This window comes from Comamonas koreensis, from assembly GCF_021026195.1.
Classification (GTDB): Bacteria; Pseudomonadota; Gammaproteobacteria; order Burkholderiales; family Burkholderiaceae_C; genus Comamonas; species Comamonas koreensis.
The window spans coordinates 190326-213867 of record NZ_JAJNCT010000025.1; the positions used below are offsets into that span (position 1 = coordinate 190326).

Annotated in this window: 23 protein-coding genes; 22 read left to right on the forward strand and 1 reads right to left on the reverse strand. The window is 60.8% G+C overall.

The window, feature by feature from the left end:
* Positions 1-367: Wzt carbohydrate-binding domain-containing protein (locus LPW39_RS18810; protein WP_230778644.1), on the forward strand; the 367-nt coding region annotated here is incomplete at its 5' end.
* Positions 364-3210: a class I SAM-dependent methyltransferase gene (locus LPW39_RS18815; protein WP_230778645.1), complete on the forward strand. Its 2847-nt coding sequence runs from the start codon at positions 364-366 to the stop codon at positions 3208-3210. The genes LPW39_RS18810 and LPW39_RS18815, both read left to right, overlap by 4 nt.
* 76 nt (positions 3211-3286) lie before the next feature.
* On the opposite strand, the gene lysM is transcribed toward LPW39_RS18815, so the two are convergent.
* Positions 3287-3757 (reverse strand): peptidoglycan-binding protein LysM, encoded by a 471-nt coding sequence (lysM, locus tag LPW39_RS18820; RefSeq protein WP_230778646.1) that lies wholly within the window; start codon positions 3755-3757, stop codon positions 3287-3289.
* A gap of 176 nt (positions 3758-3933) precedes the next feature.
* Between lysM and LPW39_RS18825 the strand changes: the two genes are divergently transcribed.
* The 20 genes from LPW39_RS18825 (at position 3934) to LPW39_RS18920 (ending at position 23533) form a co-directional block, all read left to right on the forward strand.
* Complete coding sequence (locus LPW39_RS18825) at positions 3934-4707, forward strand: type III pantothenate kinase (RefSeq protein ID WP_230778761.1); 774 nt, start codon at positions 3934-3936, stop codon at positions 4705-4707.
* 113 nt (positions 4708-4820) lie between these two features.
* Complete coding sequence (gene rfbB, locus LPW39_RS18830) at positions 4821-5876, forward strand: dTDP-glucose 4,6-dehydratase (RefSeq protein ID WP_230778647.1); 1056 nt, start codon at positions 4821-4823, stop codon at positions 5874-5876.
* Positions 5877-5933: 57 nt separating this feature from the next.
* On the forward strand, positions 5934-6827 hold the full coding sequence (gene rfbD, locus LPW39_RS18835) for a dTDP-4-dehydrorhamnose reductase (RefSeq protein ID WP_230778649.1): 894 nt from the start codon (positions 5934-5936) through the stop codon (positions 6825-6827).
* Between the two features lie 2 nt (positions 6828-6829).
* On the forward strand, positions 6830-7720 hold the full coding sequence (rfbA, locus tag LPW39_RS18840; protein WP_230778651.1) for a glucose-1-phosphate thymidylyltransferase RfbA: 891 nt from the start codon (positions 6830-6832) through the stop codon (positions 7718-7720).
* 4 nt (positions 7721-7724) lie between these two features.
* Positions 7725-8273 carry a dTDP-4-dehydrorhamnose 3,5-epimerase gene (gene rfbC / locus LPW39_RS18845; protein ID WP_230778655.1) on the forward strand — a complete coding sequence of 183 codons (549 nt, stop codon included), beginning with the start codon at positions 7725-7727 and terminating at the stop codon, positions 8271-8273.
* Between the two features lie 109 nt (positions 8274-8382).
* Entirely contained in the window at positions 8383-10119 is a 1737-nt protein-coding gene (gspE, locus tag LPW39_RS18850) for a type II secretion system ATPase GspE (RefSeq protein WP_230778656.1), read from the forward strand.
* Entirely contained in the window at positions 10112-11386 is a 1275-nt protein-coding gene (locus LPW39_RS18855; protein ID WP_230778658.1) for a type II secretion system F family protein, read from the forward strand. Before gspE ends, LPW39_RS18855 begins: the two co-directional genes overlap by 8 nt.
* A 27-nt stretch (positions 11387-11413) precedes the next feature.
* Positions 11414-11845, forward strand: a complete 432-nt coding sequence (gene gspG / locus LPW39_RS18860) for a type II secretion system major pseudopilin GspG (protein WP_230778660.1) — start codon at positions 11414-11416, stop codon at positions 11843-11845.
* Between the two features lie 40 nt (positions 11846-11885).
* Positions 11886-12383, forward strand: a complete 498-nt coding sequence (locus tag LPW39_RS18865) for a GspH/FimT family pseudopilin (protein WP_230778661.1) — start codon at positions 11886-11888, stop codon at positions 12381-12383.
* A complete protein-coding gene (locus LPW39_RS18870) occupies positions 12380-12820 on the forward strand; it encodes a type IV pilus modification PilV family protein (protein WP_269075880.1) in 441 nt (146 codons plus the stop codon). Before LPW39_RS18865 ends, LPW39_RS18870 begins: the two co-directional genes overlap by 4 nt.
* The gene (locus tag LPW39_RS18875) at positions 12817-13533 is read left to right on the forward strand and encodes a prepilin-type N-terminal cleavage/methylation domain-containing protein (RefSeq protein WP_230778663.1); all 717 of its coding nucleotides are present in this window, start codon (positions 12817-12819) and stop codon (positions 13531-13533) included. Before LPW39_RS18870 ends, LPW39_RS18875 begins: the two co-directional genes overlap by 4 nt.
* Positions 13534-13583: 50 nt before the next feature.
* Entirely contained in the window at positions 13584-14396 is an 813-nt protein-coding gene (locus tag LPW39_RS18880; protein WP_230778664.1) for a type II secretion system minor pseudopilin, read from the forward strand.
* Between the two features lie 18 nt (positions 14397-14414).
* Positions 14415-15752 (forward strand): PilN domain-containing protein, encoded by a 1338-nt coding sequence (locus LPW39_RS18885; RefSeq protein ID WP_230778665.1) that lies wholly within the window; start codon positions 14415-14417, stop codon positions 15750-15752.
* Positions 15749-16315, forward strand: coding sequence for a type II secretion system protein GspM (gene gspM / locus LPW39_RS18890; protein WP_230778666.1), 567 nt, complete (start codon positions 15749-15751; stop codon positions 16313-16315). The genes LPW39_RS18885 and gspM overlap by 4 nt, the downstream gene beginning before the upstream one ends.
* A complete protein-coding gene (locus LPW39_RS18895) occupies positions 16312-16950 on the forward strand; it encodes a hypothetical protein (RefSeq protein ID WP_230778668.1) in 639 nt (212 codons plus the stop codon). Before gspM ends, LPW39_RS18895 begins: the two co-directional genes overlap by 4 nt.
* A 43-nt stretch (positions 16951-16993) precedes the next feature.
* Entirely contained in the window at positions 16994-19432 is a 2439-nt protein-coding gene (gene gspD / locus LPW39_RS18900; protein ID WP_230778669.1) for a type II secretion system secretin GspD, read from the forward strand.
* 29 nt (positions 19433-19461) lie between these two features.
* A complete protein-coding gene (locus tag LPW39_RS18905) occupies positions 19462-19878 on the forward strand; it encodes a hypothetical protein (protein WP_230778673.1) in 417 nt (138 codons plus the stop codon).
* Between the two features lie 178 nt (positions 19879-20056).
* Positions 20057-21580, forward strand: coding sequence for a cell surface protein (locus tag LPW39_RS18910; protein ID WP_230778675.1), 1524 nt, complete (start codon positions 20057-20059; stop codon positions 21578-21580).
* Between the two features lie 166 nt (positions 21581-21746).
* Entirely contained in the window at positions 21747-22643 is an 897-nt protein-coding gene (locus LPW39_RS18915; protein WP_230778676.1) for a peptidylprolyl isomerase, read from the forward strand.
* Between the two features lie 89 nt (positions 22644-22732).
* Entirely contained in the window at positions 22733-23533 is an 801-nt protein-coding gene (locus LPW39_RS18920; RefSeq protein WP_407928875.1) for an ABC transporter permease, read from the forward strand.
* Positions 23534-23542: the final 9 nt, after the last annotated feature.

Genomic DNA, 23542 nt, shown 5'->3' on the forward strand with positions numbered 1-23542 from the left:
GGCGCAGTGCCACCAGCCGCTGCAGTCCCCCATCGTCGGCTTTGTGGTCAAGGACCGCACCGGCCAGGCCGTGTTTGGTGACAACAGCTATTTGAGCTATCTGGGCCAGCCCGTGGCCTGTGCCAGCGGCCAGGTCCTGCAGGCCGAGTTCAGTTTTGACATGCCCCGCATGCCGGTGGGCCATTACGCGATCGACGTCGCGCTGGCCGATGGCTCGCAGCACGACCATGTGCAGCAGCACTGGATCCAGGATGCGCTGCACTTCAAGTCCGAGTCCACGAACATGGCCACCGGTCTGCTTGGCATTCCGATGCGGTCCATCGTGCTGCAGGCCGGACAGGCGCAACAGGAAATCTCTTCCCCATGAACCGTATGACAGACCTCCAAGGGCAGGCACGCGCCGACTATGACTGGCTGCACCCCGCCGCCTTGATGGAACCCTACCATCTGACCCACCCTGCGCCCTGGGCGGGGCATATCCCGTTTGCCGCCTGGCTGATGGCGGTGGCGCAGCCGCACAGCTTGGTAGAGCTTGGGGCTTATTCGGGCATCTCCTACCTGGCTTTTTGCCAGGCGATTGTCCAGCAAGGCTTGTTGACGCGCACCTATGCGGTCGACACCTGGGAGGGTGATGCGCATGCCGGCGCCTACGGCGAGGGCATTTATGCCAGCCTGCGCCAGGCCCATGACCCGCACTACACCCAGTTCTCGACCTTGATGCGCATGCGTTTTGACGAAGCCTTGCCCAGCTTTGCCGATGGCAGTGTCGATGTGCTGCATATTGATGGCCTGCATACCTACGAGGCGGTGCGCCATGATTTCGAGACCTGGCTGCCCAAGCTGAGCGAGCGCGGTGTGGTGTTGTTCCACGACAGCAATGTGCACCGTGATGACTTTGGCGTGCACCAGCTCTGGGCGGAGCTAGAGGGGCGTTACCCGAGCCTGCACTTTCCGCACAGCAATGGCCTGGGCGTACTGCTGGTGGGCGCGCAGCAGCCTGCGTTGCTGCGCCGGCTGTGTGACCGCAGTGATGCGGCCTTCCAACGTGATGTCTGCCGGGTGTTTGCCGCGCTGGGAGCACGGCTGGAGGCCAAGGCCGAGATGATGGCGCTGCAGCATGCGCTGGGTAACCAGCAGCAGCAGATACAGTCGCTGGAGGCGGCGGGCCAGCAGCGCCACAGCTGGATTGAAAAGCTCGATGGCGATATCCGCAGCCTGGAGCTGGAGCGCGAGCAGCTGCGTGCGCATTTGGAGGGCTCCCAGGCCCAGGCCCAGCACAGCCAGAATGCGCTGGAGCAAGCCCAGGCGCAGGCCCAGTGGCTGACGGCGCGCCAGCAGCAGCAAGACATCAAGCTGCTGGCCCTGCAGCAGGATGTGGCCCAAAAACAGTGGCAGATCGAGCAGCAGACCCAGCAGATGCAGGCGCTGGCACGCCAGTTGTCGCCGCTGTGGCGCATCACTGATTTGCTGCGCAAAGGCAAGAGGGCGGTTTTCAGGATCAAGCAAAAGCTGGCGCCTTATGAACCAGCCGGTGTACGCAAGGTGCGCCACGCGCTGCGCCGCAGGATGCGGCAGGCAAGTGGCACGCCAATGCCGGCGGTAGCGTTGCTGCCCGGCAGCAACCGCCATTACGGCATTTTGGCAACGGCCCACACGCAGTTTGTCGCGCATGCGCTGGCCCAGGCGCTGCGCAAGGCGGGCTTCGAGGTGAGCCTGTTCCAGGATGTGCCGCCCGAAGGCTTTGGGCTCGACATGTACATCGTGGTCTGCCCACAGATGTTCAAGCAACTGCCGCCGGGCGAAAAGCGCATCGTGTTCCAGATGGAGCAAAGCGTCAGCCCGCGCTGGTTCACCGACGACTACCTGGCCATCTTGGAGAATTCGCTGTCCGCCTGGGACTATGCGCCGGCCAACCTGGCCTTTTTGGAGACCAAGGGCATTCGTTACCCGCATACCTTTCTGGTGCCGATTGGCGGGGTGGCGGGTTACTCGCAGCTGTTGCAGGAATGCGGTGAGCCGGCATTGCCGGCGCTGGAACCCAGCTGCGATGTGCTGTTCTACGGCGATGTGAATGCGCCGCGCCGGCAGGAGATGCTGCAGGCTTTGCAGCGCCAGTTCTCGGTGCGCATCGAAGGCAATCTGTTTGGCGATGCCTTGCGACAGGCCGTGCGCCAGGCGCGTGTGGTCGTCAATATCCACTACTACGAAGGCGCCTTGCTGGAAACCACCCGGGTGTACGAATGCCTGAGCCTGGGTACACCGGTGGTCACTGAAAGCAGTGCCGATATCCACCAGCACAGCGCCTTGCTGAACAACCCTGCACTGAGGGTGACGCCAGTGGGCGATGCCCAGGCCATGGTGCAGGCGGTGCAGGAGATGCTGCAGCAGCAAGCGCAGGCGCCTGCGCAGGTGCAACAAGGGCTGGCAGACGAGATCGCCCGCAGCGGCCAGCAGTTTGAGTTCATGGTGCTGCGCGCGCTGTATGCGCTGGGCCGCATAGATACAGCACAGTGGGAGGCCCTGACAGTGGCGCAACCACTGCCAGGCAGCTGCATGGTGTTGAGCATGCCCGAGACGGTGCGCCGCCGTGCGCATTTCGTCGAGCAGACCTTGCCGGGTCTGCAGAGGGAGGTGAGCGTGTTTGATGGCGTGCGCTACAGCCCGGGCTGGCTGGGCTGTGCGATGAGCTACCAGTACCTGGCGCGCAAGGCCTTACAGACCGGTGCGACGCAGCTGGAGATCATGGAAGACGATGTCGAGATGCCACCCGACTATGCCCAGCGCCGCGCTCGGGTGGATGGCTGGCTGGCCGCACATGAGGGCGAGTGGGACATCTTTGCCGGCCTGATTGCCAAGATCCACCCAGGCACCCAGGTGCTGGAGGTGCTGGAGCAGAACGGCGAAACCTTTGTGGTGCTGGACCGCATGACCAGCATGGTGCACAACATCTACGCCCAGCCCGCGCTGGAGGCGTTGTCGCAGTGGGATTCCTCCATCCGCGACCCGCACACCAACACCATCGACAGCTACCTGCAGGGCCGCGCGCAGATGCGGGTCGTCACCACCTTGCCTTTCCTGGTGGCCCATACCACCGATATGGATTCCTCGCTCTGGGGCATCAACAACCACGAATACCTGGCCGTCATCTACAAGGCGGAGCAGGATTTGCGGCAGCTGGTGGATCGTTTCAAGCAGGCACAAAGCCGTTAAGCCCCAAGCCCGGATGGAAAAAATCCCGCACCGGCCGAGCCGTGTGCGGGATTTTCGATGCAGGGCTGGGCCGGGATTACAGCGCAGGAATGCGCAGCTTCTGGCCGGGGTAGATCTTGTTGGGATCGCTCAGCATCGGCTTGTTGGCTTCGAAGATGGTCATGTACTTGTTGGCATCACCGTACATCTTCTTGGAGATACCCGACAGCGTGTCGCCCGAGACCACATCGTAGTACTTGGCTTCGGGCTCGGGATTGGTGACGCTCATCTGGTTATCAACGTCGCTGACGCTGGAGACATTGCCGCAGCACAGCGTGACTTTTTCCTTGGCGGCTTGGGTGGGGGCCACACCGGTGACGGTGACCTTGCCGGCATCAAAGGCCACCTTCACATCGGACACGCCCAGGTTCTGCGTGCCAATGTATTTTTCGATGGCCGCACCTGCCGCCGCGTTCAGGTCTTGTGGTGCGCTGGCGGTGGCAGCTGCCGCTTCTTTGCCGCCAAACAATTTTTCACCGGCTTCCTTGATAAAACTGAACAGTCCCATGGTGACTCCTAGAGGGTTGGTTACAGGAACTGCCCAATATATAGGGGTTTGGGAACGCGATGAAGTCAGACGATGTCGCTTGAAAATAATTCACAGTGGCGCCGGGATGACTCTTGAACCTCAGGTTGTTGCACCTGCAACAAGGCGGGCGGACAAAAAGGCCGATAATGCCGCCCATGCATTTTCTGGCCATCGACGTAGGGAACACGCGCCTCAAGTGGGCGATGTATGACGCAGCACAACCTGGCGCCGCTGTGCTGGCCCATGGGGTGGAGTTTTTGGACAACATCGAGCGCCTGGCTGAGGGCAGCTGGGCCGAGCTGCCGGAGCCGCAACACATGCTCGGCTGCGTGGTGGCGGGCGATGTGGTGCGCCGCCGCGTGCAGGCGCAGATGGACATCTGGGATCTGGCACCCAACTGGGTGGTGTCCTCCAACGCCGAGGCGGGCCTGACCAATGGCTACGACCACCCCAGCCGCCTGGGCACGGACCGCTGGGTGGCCATGGTGGGCGCCTGGCACCATGTGCTGGCCCAGGGGCGCCAGCGCCCGGTGGTCGTGGTCATGGTGGGCACGGCGGTCACTGTCGAAGCCATTGATGCCGATGGCAAGTTTCTGGGGGGCTTGATCCTGCCGGGCCACGGCATCATGCTCAAGGCACTGGAATCGGGCACCGCCGGTCTGCATGTGCCGACGGGAGAGGTACGGCCTTTTCCCACCAACACCAGCGATGCGCTGACCAGCGGCGGCACCTATGCGATTGCCGGTGCGGTCGAGCGCATGGTGCAGCATGTGATTGCCCACTGCGGGCAGGAGCCCGCCTGCGTCATGACAGGCGGTGCGGGCTGGAAAATGATGCCAAGCATGACGCGGCCTTTCGAGCTGGTCGAAAACCTGATCTTTGACGGCCTGCTGCATATCGCCCACAGCCGTTTTGGTTCGAAAGCCTGACACTTATCCACATGCCGTTACAGCGATAGTCCCCGGATTGGCCAAGGCCCGGCGGTGCGGCGGAAGGGCAATGCGATAATGGACGGTTATTTGTTGAACTACCTGTACTGACCATGATTCTCGTCACCGGAGGCGCCGGCTTTATCGGCTCGAATTTTGTGTTGGACTGGCTGGCGGGTTCTGATGAGCCGGTGGTCAATCTCGACAAGCTGACCTACGCGGGCAATCTGCATAACTTGGCCAGCCTGCAGGGCGACAGCCGCCACCATTTTGTCCATGGCGATATCGGTGACCGCGCACTGCTCGACCGCCTGCTGGCCGAGCACCAGCCGCGTGCCATCGTGCACTTTGCGGCCGAGAGCCATGTGGACCGCTCGATCCATGGCCCCGAGGATTTCATCCAGACCAATGTGGTGGGTACCCTGCGCCTGCTGGAGGCCGCACGTGCCTACTGGAGTGGCCTGGAAGGCGAGCGCAAGACCGGTTTCCGCTTTCTGCACGTATCGACCGATGAGGTCTACGGCAGCCTGGAGAAGGACGACCCGGCCTTCACAGAAACCCATAACTTCGAGCCCAACAGCCCCTACAGCGCCAGCAAGGCGGCTAGCGACCACCTGGTGCGTGCCTGGTTCCACACCTATGGCCTGCCGGTGCTGACCACCAACTGCTCGAACAACTACGGCCCCTACCACTTCCCCGAGAAGCTGATCCCGCTGATGATCGTCAACGCGCTGGCGGGCAAAAACCTGCCGGTGTATGGCGACGGCATGCAGATCCGTGACTGGCTTTATGTCAAGGACCACTGCAGCGCCATCCGCCGTGTGCTGGAAGCGGGCCGTCTGGGCGAGACCTACAACGTGGGCGGCTGGAACGAGATGCCCAATATCGAGATCGTCAAGCATGTCTGCAGCCTGCTCGACGCGCAACGCCCACGCGCCGATGGCCAGTCCTATGCCGAGCAGATCAGCTATGTGAAGGACCGCCCCGGCCATGACCGCCGCTATGCGATCGATGCACGCAAGCTGGAGAAGGAGCTGGGCTGGAAGCCGGCAGAAACCTTTGACAGCGGCATCCGCAAGACCGTGCAGTGGTACCTGGACCACCAGGACTGGGTGGCCCAGGTGCAGTCGGGTGACTACAAGGACTGGGTCAGCAAACAGTACGCCTGACGGCGGGACGGAGGCGTACCGGGCAACTGCGTGCCGGGCGCCTTACAGGACGATGCGATGAAAATACTGTTGTTGGGCAAGAACGGCCAGGTCGGTTGGGAACTGCAACGCAGCCTGCTGCCACTGGGCGAAGTGGTGGCGCTGGACCGCGTCAGCGATCCGCACTGCGGTGACCTGCTGCGCCCCGGGGCACTGGCCGAGACCGTGCGGGCGCTGGCGCCCGATGTGATCGTCAACGCGGCTGCCTATACCGCTGTGGACAAGGCCGAGAGCGAGTCCGAGGCCGCCCGTACCATCAATGCCGAGGCGGTGGGCGTGCTGGCGCGCGAGGCCCAGGCGCTGGGCGCCTGGCTGGTGCATTACAGCACCGACTATGTCTTCGATGGCGGTGGCGACCAGCCCTGGCAAGAGGACCAGGCCACCGGCCCGCTGTCGGTCTACGGCCAGACCAAGCTCGAAGGCGAGCAACAGATCGCCGCCAGCGGCGTGAAGCATCTGATCTTTCGCACCAGCTGGGTGTATGCAGCGCGTGGCGGCAACTTTGCCAAGACCATGCTGCGCCTGGCGCAGGAGCGCGACAAGCTGGCTGTCATCGACGACCAGTGGGGGGCGCCCACCGGTGCCGACCTGATCGCCGATGTGACCGCGCATGCGCTGCGCACCGCCCTGGCATCGGGTGACGACCTGAGCGGCATCTACCACCTGGTGGCGGGCGGTGAAACCACCTGGAACCGCTATGCCCGCTTTGTGCTGGAGACGGCGCGCAAGATCAACCCGGCGCTGAATTTGACCGCGCAGGAAGTGCAGGCGGTCGACACCTCGGCCTTCCCCACACCAGCGCGCCGCCCCCACAATTCCCGTTTGAACACCGATAAATTGCAGCAGCGCTTTGCGCTGGATTTGCCTGATTGGCAGACCGGCGTGCAACGCATGCTGCAGGAGATTCTCTGAACATGACAGTGCAAGCACGCAAAGGCATCATTTTGGCGGGCGGCTCCGGCACCCGCCTGCACCCGGCCACCCTGGCAGTCAGCAAGCAGCTGCTGCCGGTGTACGACAAGCCGATGATCTACTACCCGCTGACCACCTTGATGCTGGCGGGGATCAAGGAGATCCTGATCATCAGCACGCCGCAGGACACGCCGCGCTTCGAGCAGCTGCTGGGCGATGGCAGCCAGTGGGGCATCCACCTGGAATACGCGGTGCAGCCCAGCCCCGATGGGCTGGCGCAGGCCTTTTTGATTGGCGAGGACTTCCTGGCCGGTGCACCGAGTGCGCTGGTGCTGGGCGACAACATCTTCTATGGCCATGATTTCCACAAGCTGCTGGCCAGCGCGATGCAGCGCGATACGGGTGCCAGCGTCTTTGCCTACCATGTGACCGACCCCGAGCGCTATGGCGTGGCCGACTTTGACAAGCAGGGCAAAGTGCTGTCGCTGGAAGAAAAGCCAGCCAAGCCCAAGAGCAACTATGCAGTGACCGGCCTGTATTTCTACGACAGCCAGGTGGTGGAACTGGCCAAGAGCCTCAAGCCATCGCCGCGCGGCGAGCTGGAGATCACCGATCTGAACCGCCTGTACCTGGAAAAAGGTCAGCTGAGCGTGGAGATCATGGGCCGGGGCTATGCCTGGCTGGATACCGGCACGCATGACAGCCTGCTGGATGCGGGGCAGTTCATTGCCACCCTGGAAAGCCGCCAGGGCCTGAAGATTGCCTGCCCCGAAGAGATCGCCTGGCGCAGCGGTTATATCGGCGACGAACAACTGGCTGCATTGGCCAAGCCTTTGGCCAAGAACGGCTACGGCCAGTACCTGCAGCGCCTGCTGCAGGAACCCAAGGAGTAAGGCCATGCAAGCCATCGATACGGCCCTGCCCGGTGTCAAGATCATCGAGCCCAAGGTGTTTGGCGACGCGCGCGGCTTTTTCTACGAAAGCTTCAACCAGCGGGCTTTTGATGCCGCAGTGGGGCAGCACTATGACTTTGTGCAGGACAACCATAGCAAGAGCAGCCGGGGGGTATTGCGTGGCCTGCATTACCAGCTGGAGCAGGCGCAGGGTAAGCTGGTGCGGGTGGTGCAAGGCCGGGTGATTGATGTGGCGGTCGATATCCGCAAAAGCTCGGCGACTTTCGGCCACTGGGTGGCCGTCGAGCTGAGCGAAGACAACCAGCGCCAACTGTGGGTGCCGCCCGGTTTTGCACATGGATTTGTAGTGGTCAGTGATACCGCCGAGTTTCTATACAAAACAACAGATTACTACGCGCCGGCCCACGAACGCTGCATTATCTGGAATGATGCACAGTTGTCGATTGACTGGCAGTTGAATGGTCTGGAGCCGCAACTGTCGGCCAAGGACCAGCAGGGCAAAGCTTTTGCCGAGGCCGAGGTTTTTGCCTGAGTTTGCTTTTCCTCCCATTTGTCTCCCATGCCTGACGCCTACACTGGGTGCCCTAAAGGCTAAGGGGATGAACACTACGCCTGCCTTAGGCTTTTGAGACCATAGACGCATGAGCACCAGCACTATTGACGATTTCAGCGACGCAGCCCTGGCTATTGAGTCCGGGCGCCGCCCTTTGCTGGGTGAGATGCTGGTGCAGGGCGGCAAGCTGTCGCCGCGCGACCTGGAGCGTGCGCTGCAGGCGCAGCAGGAGATGGGCAGCCTCATCGGTCAGGTGCTGGTGCAGCTGGGTTTGGTCTCCGAGCTGGACCTGATGCACACCTTGGCCACCCAGCTGCAGATTCCTTTTACCTTGGGTACGGATTTCCCGGCTGAGGCGATCAGCGTGCCGGGCCTGATGCCCGAGTTCCAGCAGTCGCAGCATGTCTTCCCGCTGCAGCTGCAAGATGGTGTGCTGGATGTGGCGATGGCTTCGCCCCAGGATCCGTTTGTCATCAAGGCCCTGCAGATGTCGACCGGGCTGCAGATTCGCCCGCACCTGGCGCTGCAGGCCGATATTGAAAAAGCGCTGCAGGAGCCTGAGCCCGAAGCCGAAGAAGACGACGGCGATGACATGTTTGGCGATGGCTCCGATGTGGGCGATTTTGTCGAGCATCTGAAGGACCTGGCCAGCGAGGCGCCGGTGATCCGTCTGGTCAACAGCATCATTGGCAAGGTGACCGATCTGCGCGCCTCAGATATCCACCTGGAGCCTTTTGACGATGGCCTGCATGTGCGCTACCGCGTCGACGGCGTGATCCACCCCGGTGAGCTGGTGCCGCCGCGCCTGTCGGCGGCCGTGGGCTCACGCGTCAAGCTGATGGCGCATCTGGATATTGCCGAGCGCCGCCTGCCGCAGGACGGCCGCATCAAGACCCGCGTCAAGGGTCGCGAGCTCGACCTGCGTGTCTCCACCGTGCCCACCGTGCATGGCGAGAGCATCGTGATGCGTGTGCTGGATCGCGCCAGCGTGCGGCTGCAGCTCGAAACCATGGGCTTTGCCAAGGACACGCTGTCCAAGTTCAACGACCTGTTGGCCCGCCCACACGGTATTTTGCTGGTGACCGGGCCCACGGGTTCGGGCAAGACCACGACCCTGTATGCAGCGCTGTCCAAGATTGACGCGCTCGAGAACAAGATCATCACGGTGGAAGACCCGGTCGAGTACCAGCTCGAAGGGATCAACCAGATCCAGGTGCATGCCCAGATCAACCTGACCTTTGCCAACGCGCTGCGCTCCATCCTGCGCCAGGATCCGGACATCATCATGATTGGTGAAATGCGCGATGGCGAAACTGCGCAGATCGCGGTGCAGTCCGCGCTGACGGGTCACTTGGTGCTATCGACCCTGCACACCAACACCGCCGCCGGTGCCATCACCCGTATGCAGGATATGGGGGTGGAGAGCTACCTGATCACCTCCTCGGTCAACGGGGTGCTGGCCCAACGTCTGGTGCGTACCTTGTGCGGCAACTGCAAGGAGGCGTATGAGCCTGGCGAGGAGGTGCGCAAGCGCTCCGGCCTGGCACGCTTCAGCGAGGTGGGCCAGCCCATCTACCGTGCGGTGGGCTGCAACGCCTGCCGCCAGACTGGCTACAAGGGCCGTACCGGCATCCATGAGCTTTTCGTGCTCGATGAGCCGATGCGCAATGCCATCAATGCGGGCAAGGATTCGAACGAGCTGTTCAACCTGGCGGCCAAATCCGGCATGCTGAGTCTGCACGAGGATGGCCTGCGCAAGGTGGCCGCCGGCATGACCACGTTGGACGAAGTCGCCCGCGTCACCCAGGACCAGATCGATGGCTGATTTTGCCTGGCACGCGATCAACGCTGCGGGCGAGCAGGTTCGCGGCACTTTCCAAGCGCCCAATGCGGCGGCGGTGCAAAAGCACCTGCGCGCGCAAAAGCTCACGCCGGTGCGCATTGTGGATGCGGCAGATGCTGCCGCGCTGATGCCGGCCAGCGCCAAGGCTGCAGGCGCCAAGCCGGCTGCTGCCAGTGCCATTGGCAAGGCCAAGGCACCCAAGTCGCAAAAGGGCCCCGCCAAGGCAGCCGATGTGCTGGCGATGACATCGGAGCTGTCGATCATGCTCAAGGCCGGTCTGGCGCTGGACAACGCGCTGCGCGTGCTGATCGACATGGCCTTCAAGGACAGCATGCGCGAGCTGCTGACCGGCGTGCTCGAAGCCGTCAAGGGCGGGGTGCCGCTGTCCAAGGCGCTGATGGTGCACCAGGAGCTGTTTGGCGATTTCTACATCAACATGGTGCGCTCGGGCGAGGCCAGCGGCCAGATGTCAGCCGTGTTGCAGCGCTTGGTGGAGCATCTGGAGCGCCAGCGCGCGCTCAAGGAAAGCGTGGTCTCGGCCACCATCTACCCGATGATTCTGGTGGCGGTCGCGATTCTGTCGCTGATCGCGATGCTGGGCTTTGTGGTGCCGCAGTTCGAGAAACTGTTCACCGACATGGGTGATGCCCTGCCCACGCCGACCAAGATCGTGATGACCATGGGCCAGGTGTTCCGCAAGAACGGCTGGGTGGTGTTGCTCGGTGGTGCCGCCGTGGTTTATGTGATGCGCAGCTGGTTGCGTTCGCCCAAGGGCCGGTTGTGGTGGCAGGGTGTGTTGCTGCGCATGCCGATTCTGGGGCGCCTGGCGCTCAAGTACCAGCTGACCTTGTATTCGCGCTCGCTGGGCACCTTGCTGGGCAATGGTGTGCCGTTGCTGACGGCACTGCATATTGCGACCGATACGGTCAGCAACCGCCTGATCCAGGCGGAGCTGGCCAAGATTCCACCCATCGTCAAGGAAGGCGGAAAGATGGTGCAGGCGATGAACACCACGACGGTGTTCGAGCCGCTGGCGGTGAACCTGGTGCGCGTCGGTGAAGAGACCGGGCGCCTGGGATCGATGATGCTGGAGTTGTCGAATATTTTGAACCGCGAGGTGGAAACCGGCATCAAACGCGCCCTGACCATGATCGAGCCAGTGTTGATTCTGGTGCTGGGCATCATGATTGCCTCCATCATTGTTTCTATCTTGATGGGCATTCTGTCCGTCAACGATCTGGCTGCTTAATTTTTAATACTGCAAGGAGAGCCCGCCATGAAGGCCTTATTCACCCAAAAGTCGCCACGCAAGAGCCGTGGTTTTACCTTGATCGAACTGCTGGTGGTGCTGGCCATCCTGACCTTGCTGGCCGGTTTGGTCGGCCCCAAGGTGCTGAGCCAGTTGGGCGGCGCCAAGTCCAAGACCGCAGGCGTGCAGATTGCTGACCTGCAAAAGGCGCTGGATATTTTCAAGCTCGACACCGGCCGCTACCCGACCACCGAAGAAGGTCTTGAAGCACTGGCCAAGCAGCCGGGCAATGTGCGCGGCTGGAACGGCCCGTATCTGTCGGGTGGCGTGCCCAATGACCCCTGGAACAACCCTTACCGCTACAGCTACAACGGTGGCCGGGTCGATATCCTGTCTTTGGGTGCCGATGGCCAGCCTGGTGGCGAAGGCGAAGCCGCCGACGTGCGCAACGCACAGTAATCTGGCTTGCGCTGCTCTTACGATCTGAACAGGAATTCCCGTGCCGACTGCCTTGCCATGGCTGAGCCGACACCCGCGCGCCACGAAGCGCCCAGCAGCCCATCAAGGCTTTACCTTGATCGAGCTGATGGTGGTGTTTGCCATCATGGCCTTGGTGGTGGCAATGGCGCCGGTCGCCTATGACCGGCTCAAGGACGGGGTCCAGTACCGCGACACTGTGCGCACGATGATCAGCCAGCTGCGCTCCGCCCGCTACATTGCCGTGTCGCAAGGGGAGCCGGTGCGCTTTACCGTGGATCTGCAGACCCGGCACTATGGCTTCACGGGCTCCGAGAAGGACATTCCCGAGACGGTTGATCTGCGTGCCACGGTGGCGGATCGGGAGTTTGTGCCCAACAGCTCCGCCTCGATCGTGTTCCTGGCCTCCGGCGGCTCTACCGGCGGCAGTGTGGAAATTCTGCGCAAGAACGGCGCCGGCACGCGGCTGCGGGTGGACTGGCTATCGGGCCGGGTCACCCAGGAGCCCTTGTTCCAATGAGGGCGCTGTCGTCTCTGTCCCAACGCCCCCGTCGGCAGCAAGGTATGACCTTGCTGGAGATTCTGGTGGCGCTGTCCATCATGGCGATCTCGCTGGGCATGATCTACCGCGCCACCGGCAGCAACGCGCGCAGCGTCGGTGATCTGGACCGCTACCAATATGCGGTGCAGCTGGCGCAGTCCATCATGGATTCGCGCGATTCCGTCTATGAAAGCGGCTGGAACGAGTCAGGCGACAGTAATGGTTACCACTGGAGTGTGCAAAGCGCACCGTTCAAGACTGGCGTGGATGAAAGTCCGAACATCCCCGTACTGCATGAGGTGCACATCAGTGTGAACTGGGCCGAGGGCGACCGCCCTCGCGTGTTCGAGCTCACTACTTTGCGGGCACAGCGCCGCCCACCTGATCCGGCAGAGAATGTGGTGCCTGCAGGATGAGCCGCATTTCTACACTTCTCCCCCAGCGCGGCCATCCTGGCCAGCGTCTCCTGGCTTCCGGCTTCACGTTGGTGGAGATGCTGGTCGCCATGTCCTTGCTGTCGCTGATCGTACTGGGTCTGGCTGGCGCGATGGGCACCATGGGCCGCACGGAGACCAGCATCGACAGCCGGCTCGAACGCATGGACGAGTCGCGCGCCAGCACCGATTTTCTACGTGCCGTCCTGGGCCGCATTTCCGCCAAACGGGTGCAGGGCCTGCAGCAACAGGGCATGCTCAGTGCCGCGCCCTCGACATTTTTCTTTGAAGGTGCGGGCCAATCGATGACCTGGGTGGGTGTAATGCCTGCACGTTATGGCGTGGGTGGCCGTTACCATTTCCGGCTGACCATGGGCAGCTACGAGGGCGCGCCTGCCGTCATCTTGAGCTACCTGCCATGGATCGATACACAGACGCTGCCCGACTGGGGCGCGGCGCAGACCTATCCACTGCTGATGCATGCGACGGGTTTGTCTTTTCAGTACCTGGATGGTGCGATGGATCCACCTCAGTGGGGAAGCGACTGGGCTGCGGTTGACCGTTTGCCGCAGGCGGTGCAGGTGGTGATGACCACCGAGACCTCGGTGCTGGCGCCGGTGGTGGTGCAACTGCGCGTGATGCCTGCCGGCGATCCCCGAGGCGGTGGTGGTGCGAGCCTGGGAGGCGCCGGATGACGCGTGTCCACTTTTACTCCCGCGGTACTGCGCTGCAAGAGCAGCGGGGGATGGCCTTGATTGCCGTGCTGTGGCTGGTCGCTGCGCTCAGCCTGATGGTGACGGGCGTCAGCGGCGTGGTGCGCCAGGAAGCCAAGATGATTGGTGTCGCCAAGGACAAGGTGACCGCGCAGGCCGTGGGTGATGCGGCCGTCGTGATGGTGCTGCAGCAGCTGGCAGCAGACCGCACGATCCTGCAGGAGATCACTGAGACCTCGGTCAATTACCAAGGCACGCAAGTAGCGGTCAGTGTGATGCCGCTCAACGGTCTGATCAATATCAATGGCGCATCACTGCCTCTGCTCACGGCGCTGATGAGCGTCGGGGGTGGACTGCCGGAAGGCGCAGCCCAGGAGCTCGCCGTGGCGGTGCTTGATCGCCGGGAACGCGCTTCGCTGGATGGGCGCCGGCCTGAGCGCTTTGAGGCGATAGAAGACCTGATGCAGGTGCCCGGAATCGATTACGACCTCTATGCTAGACTCGCGCCCTTGATCACGGCGGCGACCTCCGGCTCGGGAGGCGCTACGGTGAATCCGTTGGCGTCGCCTCCGGATGTGCTGCGGGTGCTGGCTAACGGAGATGAGGGCATCGCAGCTCGAATCGCCGCATCGCGTGGTCAACCAGGGCTGGACACCACTGGCTTGGATGCCAACTTGGCGCGCCCTGGTGGGGCGCAGCGCCGTTACCGGATAACGGCCCAGGTCCCGATGGCGGACGGACGTATTTTTCTCGTAGATCGCAGTGTGTACTTTGGAGCCAGAACGCGGGACGGCCTGCCCTGGTACACGTTTGAAGCGCGCCAGATGCTGAAGCCAGCATCCTGATCGAAGCAAAGAACCCTTATGGCAATTTCAACTGAATCGCGCTTTTTCGGGCTGGATCTGAACCAGCTCAAGGCCGATGTTTTAAAAACCTGGCGCAGGGCGCCGCAGTGGCCGCCACTGTCTTGGCTTCGGCCCGCGCAAATGCTGCGCCTGGTGCCTGCCGAAGGCACGCCTGCCGTGGTGTGGGAAAGCGGTGAGCCCGTCGCCAAGCCCGGGCGCGAGCCTGCGTTCTGGGCGGTGGAACTGCCCGAGCACATGGTGCTGCGCAAGACGGTGGCTCTGCCCGCCCTCGATCCTCAGGATTGCGCCAGCGCTGCCGAGCTGGAAGTGCAGGCGATCAGCCCTTTTGCTGCAGACGACCTGCTCTGGGGCTATACCGAGCTGAGCCGCAGCAGCAAGGCGGTTAAATTGCTCGTGGTCCTGGCTTCCAGAGCGCAGACCGAGCCCTATCTGCAAGCGCAGGTGGCCCAGCAGCTGCATCTGCAAACACTGAAAGGCGGGTCCAAGGCGGAGTCGCTGGAGCAGCCTGAAGTCTGGGTTTTTGCGCCTGAGCGCAGGCCGGTGGTGTTCCAGGGATTTGGCGAGCAAGCCCGTTATGCGCTGGGCCGCAAGCGCCTCTGGTGGAATGTGGGTGGTGTTGCTCTCGCCGCGCTGCTGCTCGCTGCGATTGCCGCCACGCCCACGGCACAGCTGCGGTTGCGCGCCATTGAGGCAGTGCATGCCTACGAAGGAATAGCTGCCAAGACTGCCGATGTGGTGGCCAAGCGCGAAACCCTGATCCAGAGCGCCGATAAGGTCGCAGGTCTTTCAGAGCTGTTGTCAGAGCGCATTGATGGCGTTCAGGTGCTCAGCATGTTGACCAATGTGCTGCCCGATGACACGGCCTTGCAATCGGCACGTATCCAGGGCAGCAAGGTGACGATTTCCGGCTTGACAGAAAATGCTTCTGCCTTGATGCAGAAGCTGAGTAACCAAGATGGTGTCAAGGATGTGCGCGCGCCCAGCGCCGCCACCCGTATCGGCGGCGGCAATAAAGAGAATTTCACCATCGAGTTGGGTTTGGATGCCAAGGTATTTGGCCCCAAGAGTGTCATCGAGGCAGAGAGTGGCGCCAAGCCGGAGTCCGCACCGCCTGCTGTTGCGGAATCGGCTGTTCAGGGCGCAGCACCTGCAGTGCCCGCTACCACGCCTTCGGGAGCGAGCCCAGGGGCACCTTTTGCGGCGGCGCCTAAGGCGAGCGTGGGCGGCGGCAAGCCAGGCCCGTCCCTGGGCGGCACCAAGTCGGGTCCGAGCCTGGGTGGCAGCAGACCTCCATCTCCTCCTCCCTCCGCTGAATCAGGAGGGGCAAAGCCATGATCGCGAATCGTCCTAATCGTAAAGAGCTGCTGATCTTGGTGGCCACTGTCTTGCTGGTGCTGCTGCCGTTGGTGGCGCTTGGCAGCTATGTCGTTAGCAAACACCTCTGGGCGCAGGCACGCCTGTCGGAGCTTGAACCCCGCTATGCACGGCTGCGGGGGCTTGATCTGCAGCGCGAGGAGATTGACCAGTCGCTCGAGCGTGCTCTGCAGATCAGAGCTGAATATATTTACCCCAGCAGCCAGGATGTGGCCCAAACCGGAAACGCAGTGCAGCAGAAAGTGCGTAGCCTGTTGACTACCGCAGGGTTGACTGTGGTCAGCAGCCAGGTGCTGCCGGCCAAAGAGGAGAAAGGTTTTGACCGCATTCCGCTGTCCGTGCGCGCAGAAGGAGATTTGCTGGCTGTCGACAGCGCATTGGCTGTCTTGAACGAGCAGTTGCCAGTCATGTTGCTGGCCGATGTGGAAGTAAGAAACCAGGGAACCTTGCAGGTGATGAATGAGAAGGTGGCGCCTCGGTTGACACTCCAGATGACCTTGAGCGTGTTGAGGGAGCGTCCATGAAGCGCTATATAAGTGTCATTTTGGTGGCAGCCAACGTTGTGCTGGCGTTGCTGCTGGCCTGGATGTGGTTTTCACCCAGTGGTGGGCTGAAGAATGTTCATTGGACGATGCCCAGAGGGCAAAAATCCAATCTGGACAATATCGTTCCCCGTTTGGGAAAGGCTCAGGCTATGGACCACAGTCAATTTCTGGCTATGCTGGATCGGCCCCTGTTCTCGTCTACCCGGCGCCCACCACCTCCGCCCCCTGCCGCTGTTGCGGATGCACCGCCTCCGCCTCCAGATTATCTGGCCGATGCAGTACTCACTGGTGTCTACATTGGCGAGGATGGCAAGAGTGGAGGCATCATCATTCACTTCCAGGGCAAGGATAAGTCGTTGCCGCTGCGAGGCACGCTGGATGGTTGGACCTTGAGCTCAGTAGCAGATAACCGCGTGTATTTCACCCGTGACGGTCTAACCAAGGAAATTGCCTTGCAAAAGGGCAAGCTGCAACAGGGCTACACCCCCGCTGCTGAGCCCGGTGTGCCGCAAAGGGCAATGCCACCTCAAATTGGACAGCCTCCTGCGGGCTCCGATACCCCAACACCCCGTCGCCGTGCGAGCATAGGCGGCACCGCTGCCCAGCGCCCTTGAGCGTGGCAATCTCTATAAATAGATAGATCCTAGGGTTAGAACCATGAAGTCTCCCGTATTTTTCAAGACGGCGCTGGTAGTTGCATTGGGCCAGATGGGCACGCTGATGCCGCTCCATGCACAAACCGCGGCGCCGCAGCCCTCTGTCCCGGCTGTGCAAGCCAACGGCTCTGCCCCGGTCATCCAAGCGCCAAACATCCTGATCACACCCAAGGTGGGTAGTGACGAGGAAGAGGGGTCGACCGAACCGCGGGTGATTCGCGGTACGGACAAGCTGCTGAACATTGACCCGTCTGCGCCGGTCACCGGTGGCGCGCCGGTCAGCTTCCGTTTTGAGGAAGCGCCGGTCGCCGAGGTGGTCCGCACAGTGATGGGCGATATTCTGAAGATCGACTATGTGATGCACCCGCCGCTGCAGGGCACCGTCACCTTGACGACGCCCAAGCCGATTGACCCGGACAAGGCAGTCTTCCTGCTGGAAGCAGCCTTGCAGGCCAATGGCCTGGCCATGGTGCGCGATGCGCGTGGCACTTACCAGGTCGGCAAGCCCGAAGTGCTGCGCAGTCTTGTCGGCAACGTGCGCCTGGCCGGTGCCCCCGGCAGCATGGCGCCGGGCTATGGTGTGATCGTCGTGCCGCTGCAATACATTGGCGCGACCGAGATGTCCAACATCCTCAAGCCCATCATCCCGGCAGAAGCGCTGATCAAGGTGGATACCGTACGCAATGTGCTGATCATGCAAGGCACGCGCACCCAGTCCGAAGGCTGGATGGAGATGGTCAAGACCTTTGACGTGGACCTGCTCAAGGGCATGTCGGTAGGTATCTATCCACTGAAGCATGCATCCATTGAAGAAGTCAGCGCTGCATTGCAAATGGTCAATGGCGGCGGTGGCCAGGCTGCCCAAGGTCAGGGCGCGGCAGGGTCTGCTGGTATTTCGGCAGGCGGCGCGAGCGCTGCCGCGCAACGCCGGCCCGGTCAGGCAACGGGTGCTGCTGCCAGCGGTAGCGGCAACAACCAGCTCAGCGGCAACGCGGCAGCGGCGGCCGCGCTGCTGACCTCGCTGGGTGATTCCAATCCTTTGTTTGGTGCACTCCGTGTATTGCCCATCCCGCGCCTCAATGCACTGATGGTGATCACGCCCCGCGCCTCCTACCTGGATGAAGCAGAACGTTGGATTCGCCGCCTGGATGTCCCCGGCTACGGTGGCAGCGAGCCTGAACTCTATGTGTACCGCGTGCAGAACGGCAATGCCAAATACCTGGCGCAGGTGCTCAACGGCATCTTTGGTGGTCAGCAAGGGGCTGGCGGAAATATGACCTCGGGTGTGGCTCCGGGGCTGAATGGCGTCAACAACAATAACAACAACCGCTTTGGCGGTGGCTTCAACAGTTTTGGCAGCACCTCTGGTTTCTCCTCGGGGTTTGGCAACAATAACGCCAACCGTTTTGGCAATACCGGCACCGCCCAGCAGCAAGCTGGTACGCCGACCATCACCGCCACTGCGATTGGCGACATCCGTGTGGTGGCAGACGAGTTCAACAACACCATTCTGGTATGGTCCACCGGTTCGCAGTTCCGCAAGATTGAGGCATCGCTCAAGCGCCTGGATGTGGCGCCTATCCAGGTGCTGATTGAAGCCAGCATTATTGAGGTGACACTCAATGACAATCTGGAGTATGGTGTGGAATGGTTGTTCCGCAATACTGGTATCGGAGGCCGCGACTACTCGGGTACCGGTAGCCTTGGCCGCTTGGGCGCCACAGGTTCCGCCGTCCCTGCTGCCAATGCCGGTAACTTTACCTACTCGCTGTTCAGCGGCGGTGGCGATATCGCCGCCCGGTTGAGTGCCGTGGCGGGTAAGACTCAGGTGAAGATGCTGTCCAGCCCCTCGGTGATGGTGATGGACAACCACCCCGCCTCGATTTCGGTGGGTGAGCAAATTCCGGTAAAGGTCAGCAGTACCATAACATCGACCAGCTTTTTGTCAGACAACTACCAGCTCAAAGACACGGGTGTGATCCTGAATGTCACACCTTCCGTGAACTCTGGAAATATGGTCAGTCTCCAGATTGACCAGTCGGTGATCGACAGCGCTGGCCTAGATACTGCGTCGCAACAGACCAAGTTCTCCAACCGTCAACTGACCAGCAAGCTGGCGGTACGGTCAGGTGAATCAATTGTTATGGGTGGTTTGATCAGGGATCGGAATGAAGATACTGATTCGGGCATTCCTTTATTGAAAGATATCCCGATCATCGGCAAGGCCTTCAGCACCACGACAAGAGATTCGAGGCGTACGGAACTTCTGCTGGTCATGACACCTCGTGTCGTACGCACCGATGTGGATGTGCGCGAAGTCAGTGAAGAGCTGCGTGACCGTCTGCGCGGCTTGAACGATGACGATCTGCTGATGCGCGCCAACAATGCGCCGGCCCCCGTGTCCCGTGTCGCACCTGTGCAGCCGGTGCAGGCCCAGTAAAGAACCAATCTGTTGTAAAGATATTGAAAATGACCTCTCACTTGCTCGTTAAACCTTCGAAAGCTTTGTTTGCAATCGCAGTTGCCATCTCAATGGTCGCCTGCGCCAGCATCCAGCCTGCGACCCCTGAAGAGACCGTTGCCAAGAATGCGCTGGACTTCAACAACGCGCGTATCAAGGGCGATCACGCCGCCGCCTATGCCCTGACCAATGCCGCGTATCAGAAGGCACGCACGCTGGAGCAATACCAAAAGGCCTTCCCAGGCACCTTTGCGCAATCAGCAGCGATCCATGATGTCAAGTGCGATGCGGAAAAGTGTGAGGTCGGTGTCGATTTGAAGGTCAAACCGCCGCTGATAGGCAAAAATCTGGGTACCATTGATATGTATTCGAAGCAAACTTGGTTGCTCGAAGACGGTCAGTGGCGACTCTATCTGGAGCCCTGAGCCCATCGCCAAGAAAGGTGGGCGGTGTGAAATGCAGATGGTTGTTGTAAATTCTCAACAGCTGCTGCAAAAAACAGGGCGCTTGCTTTGCAAACCGCGAAGGCGCTATGCTATTATTTCTTAGCGTAAACAATCGTGGTAGTTGCGCTGACTAACTTTTTTTAACTGGAGTGTGTTTATGAAGAAAAATGTTCTGGCTCTGAGCATTGCTGCCATGATTGGCGGTTTTGCTGGTGCTGCTTCCGCTCAAATGACTGCTGCTTCGGCAACCAAGTTCGAGCAAGCCGAAGGCGGCGTGGGTCACATTTTGGTGGTTCCTTACTTCACCACGCAAAATGACAACATGTCCGTGTTCCACGTTGTGAACACCGACACTGTGAACGGCAAGGCTCTGAAGGTTCGTTTCCGTGGCGCTGCCAACTCTGACGATATCTTGGACTTTACCGTGTTCCTGTCGCCTTACGACGTGTGGACCGGTTCGGTGCAAGCTGACGCCAATGGTTCGTACTTCCTGACGGCTGACAACAGCTGCACGTACCCCAACATCCACGGCCAAAAGATTAGCTTCGTGCAAGACCGTCTGGCTGATGGCTGGACCGCCGAAAAGCGTGTGAACAACACGAAGGAAGGCTACGTCGAAATCCTGAACATGGCTGACGTGAAGCCAGGTTCCGATCTGTTCAAGACCATCAAGCACGCTGCTAACGGCGCTCCTGCTTGCGCTGACTCCGTGCTGGAGCAGACCCTGTCGATCAACCCAACCACTGTGGCAGCTGCTGCAACCCTGGGTTACGACACGCCTACCGGCCAACTGACCGGCGACTGGTACATCCTGAACGTGGCCCAAACCACCACGTTCTCCGGTGCTGCTACCGCCATCAAGGCTGTGGACGCTGCTGGTGCAAACGCTCGCGGCAAGTTCGTGGCATTCCCACAGGACAACGCAGCAACTGGCGTTGCGATCGGCGACTACACTGCTGATCCACTGTTCAAGACCGGCGCTAACATCGTTTACGGTGATGGTACCCTGGTTGCTGCACCTCTGGTTGCTGCCGTGAACTACGACTTCCCAGATCTGTCGACCCCTTACCTGACCACCACCACCACGCCTGAACAGCAAGCTTCGCTGCTGACCCAAGCTGTGGCCAACACCGGTGTGTCTAACCAGTTCGCTACCGATACCCTGATCGATGCGAAGACCGACTGGGTTCTGTCGATGCCTACCCGTCGTTACAGCGTTGGCGCTAACTACGCTGAAGCTACCAACTCGGGCAAGTACCGCGTGTTCAACGCTGGTGTGGTCGCTGCTGACAACGCTACCCGTTACTTCGAAGCTGGCACCACCTCGGTGGACGCTGATGGCAACATCTGCGTGAACACCACCAGCAACGTGTTCTACGACCGTGAAGAATCTTCCGTTCGTAACGGCGCTGTGATCTCCCCCGGCACTGCCAAGGTGATCCGTCTGTGCGGTGAAGTGAACGTGCTGGCATTCAAGGACACTGGTAACTCCGTGTTGGGCGCTTCGGTGGCTCGTCAGACCGCTGCTGTGACCTACGAAAACGGTTGGGGCCAAGTGAACTACACCCGCGCTCTGCCAGTGGTGGGTTCCTCGTTCATCAAGCTGACCAACGCCGGCGGCGCAGCTAACGGCTTCAGCGGTACCTACGGTATCACCTGGCCACACCGCTTCTCCAAGTAATTCACGCTCAGGCCGCAAGGCCTTAGTTTGAAATACTGAGAGAATCAGCCAAAGGGCAGAGAGCAATCTCTGCCCTTTTTACATTTTTGGAATATTTGTCCAATCCTGAGCACGGCGAGATCCAGCTTGATTTGTTATGCTGCTTCTTTTGCCAGTAGGATCATGAATGCGTAACCGTATGTTTTTTGCCCCTGTGGGCATCGTTTTGAGTGTGTTGTCCCTGGCGGTCTCGGCTGCGACTACCAATGAGAGCCCTATTCTGGTATCGGGTGTCCCTGGTGCTGAGGTCCGGGTCGTCGACATCCAGGCGGAAGCACAGCGCTTGCCTGTTGAAATGCGTGATTCATTCTTGGCCAATAAAGATGGCGTGCAGCAGATGGTGCATGCTTTGTTCGTGCGCCGCGCCATGGCTGCCTACGCGCGTTCTGTGGGGGTGGAAGATGACCCCCAAGTAGCTGCCGCCGCACGTATCGCTGCGGACAAGGTGATCTCCGATGCCTATCTGGCTCAGTTCAATGCCAAGCACGCCCCTGATCCGAAGTTGATCGAGGCGCAGATAAAGGCCCACTATGCTGCTAACAAGGACAGCATGGCGACGCCTGAGGAGGTGCATCTGGCGCACATCCTGGTCAAGGGCAAGACCGATGCAGCCAAGCAAAAGGCAGAAAAGCTGCTGGCCGAAGCAAAGGCAGGTGCAGATTTTGCGCAGCTTGCCAAGGACAACTCAGAAGACCCTGGCAGCGCTGCACGTGGTGGCGATCTTGGATTCATTGCTCGTGGTCGTATGGTTCCAGAGTTTGAGAAGGCCGGCTTTGCATTGACCAAGCCTGGTGAATTCGCGCCCGTGGTGGAGAGCCAATTTGGCTACCATGTGATCAAGTTCATCGAGCGGAAACCGGCCGTCCAGAAGACGTTTGAAGAAGCGCGTCCTGAGCTGGAAAAACAATTCACGCAAAAGGCTTTGCAAGCCGCCCGTGAAGCTGAGGTGGAAAAGGTCACCAGCAAGGCCAAGTTTGACGAAAAAGCCTTGGAAGCCTTTTTGGCGCAATATAAGGCAAAATAACCTGTAGTCACTGCCTATGGGGCAAGGAGGAGGCTGAAACAGCCTTCTCCTTTTTTCATGGGCGCTTTGTCTTTCGATATTGAATTGCGATGCGCACCTTTTTGCACAGTATTCACGAGGCTTGGAACGCTCGCGCGCTGATTGGCGTGATGACACGCCGAGAGGTGGCCGCGCGCCACGCCGGCACGGCACTGGGCGTCATCTGGCCCTATCTGCAGCCTCTGCTATCCGTCGCAGCCTACTACCTGGTGTTCGACATTGTGTTTGCGATGCGCCTGGGAGAGGGCGCATCCAGCCATGCAGTGGGCACCTTTCTGATAGTGGGCGCGCTGCCCTGGATGGCATTTTGCGACGCGGTCTCGCGTGGCATGGCCAGCCTGCTAGAGGCGGGTTCCATCTTGCAGAAGAACCCGCTGCCACCGGTGCTGTTTCCGGTTCGATCGGTATTGGCAAGCTCTTGGATTTTTGGCCCTTTGATGCTGCTGCTGGCACTGTGCTACATCCCCGTGCACCATATGCAATGGGGGGTACTGGCCTTGCTGCCGCTGATGGCCATGCAGCTGCTGATGACCTTGCTGCTGTCGTACGCGCTGGCGATCTTTGCGGCGGCCTTGCGCGATACCGTGCAACTGGTGGGCTTTATGCTGTCGGTGGGTATCTACCTGACGCCGATCCTGTTTCCTATCACGATGTTTCCGCAGGGCTGGCGCTGGCTGCTGTGGCTCAACCCGATGGCTTCCTATGTTATGGGCTACCAGTCTGCACTGCTGCAGGGCCAGTGGCCGGAGCTGCAAGTCTGGGTGGTGAGCGCCGTGTGGATTGCAGTGCTTGCCGTGGTGGTGAATGTGCTGGTGCGGCGCAGCCGCGACCAGTTGGTGGACTGGCTATGACGGGCGTGC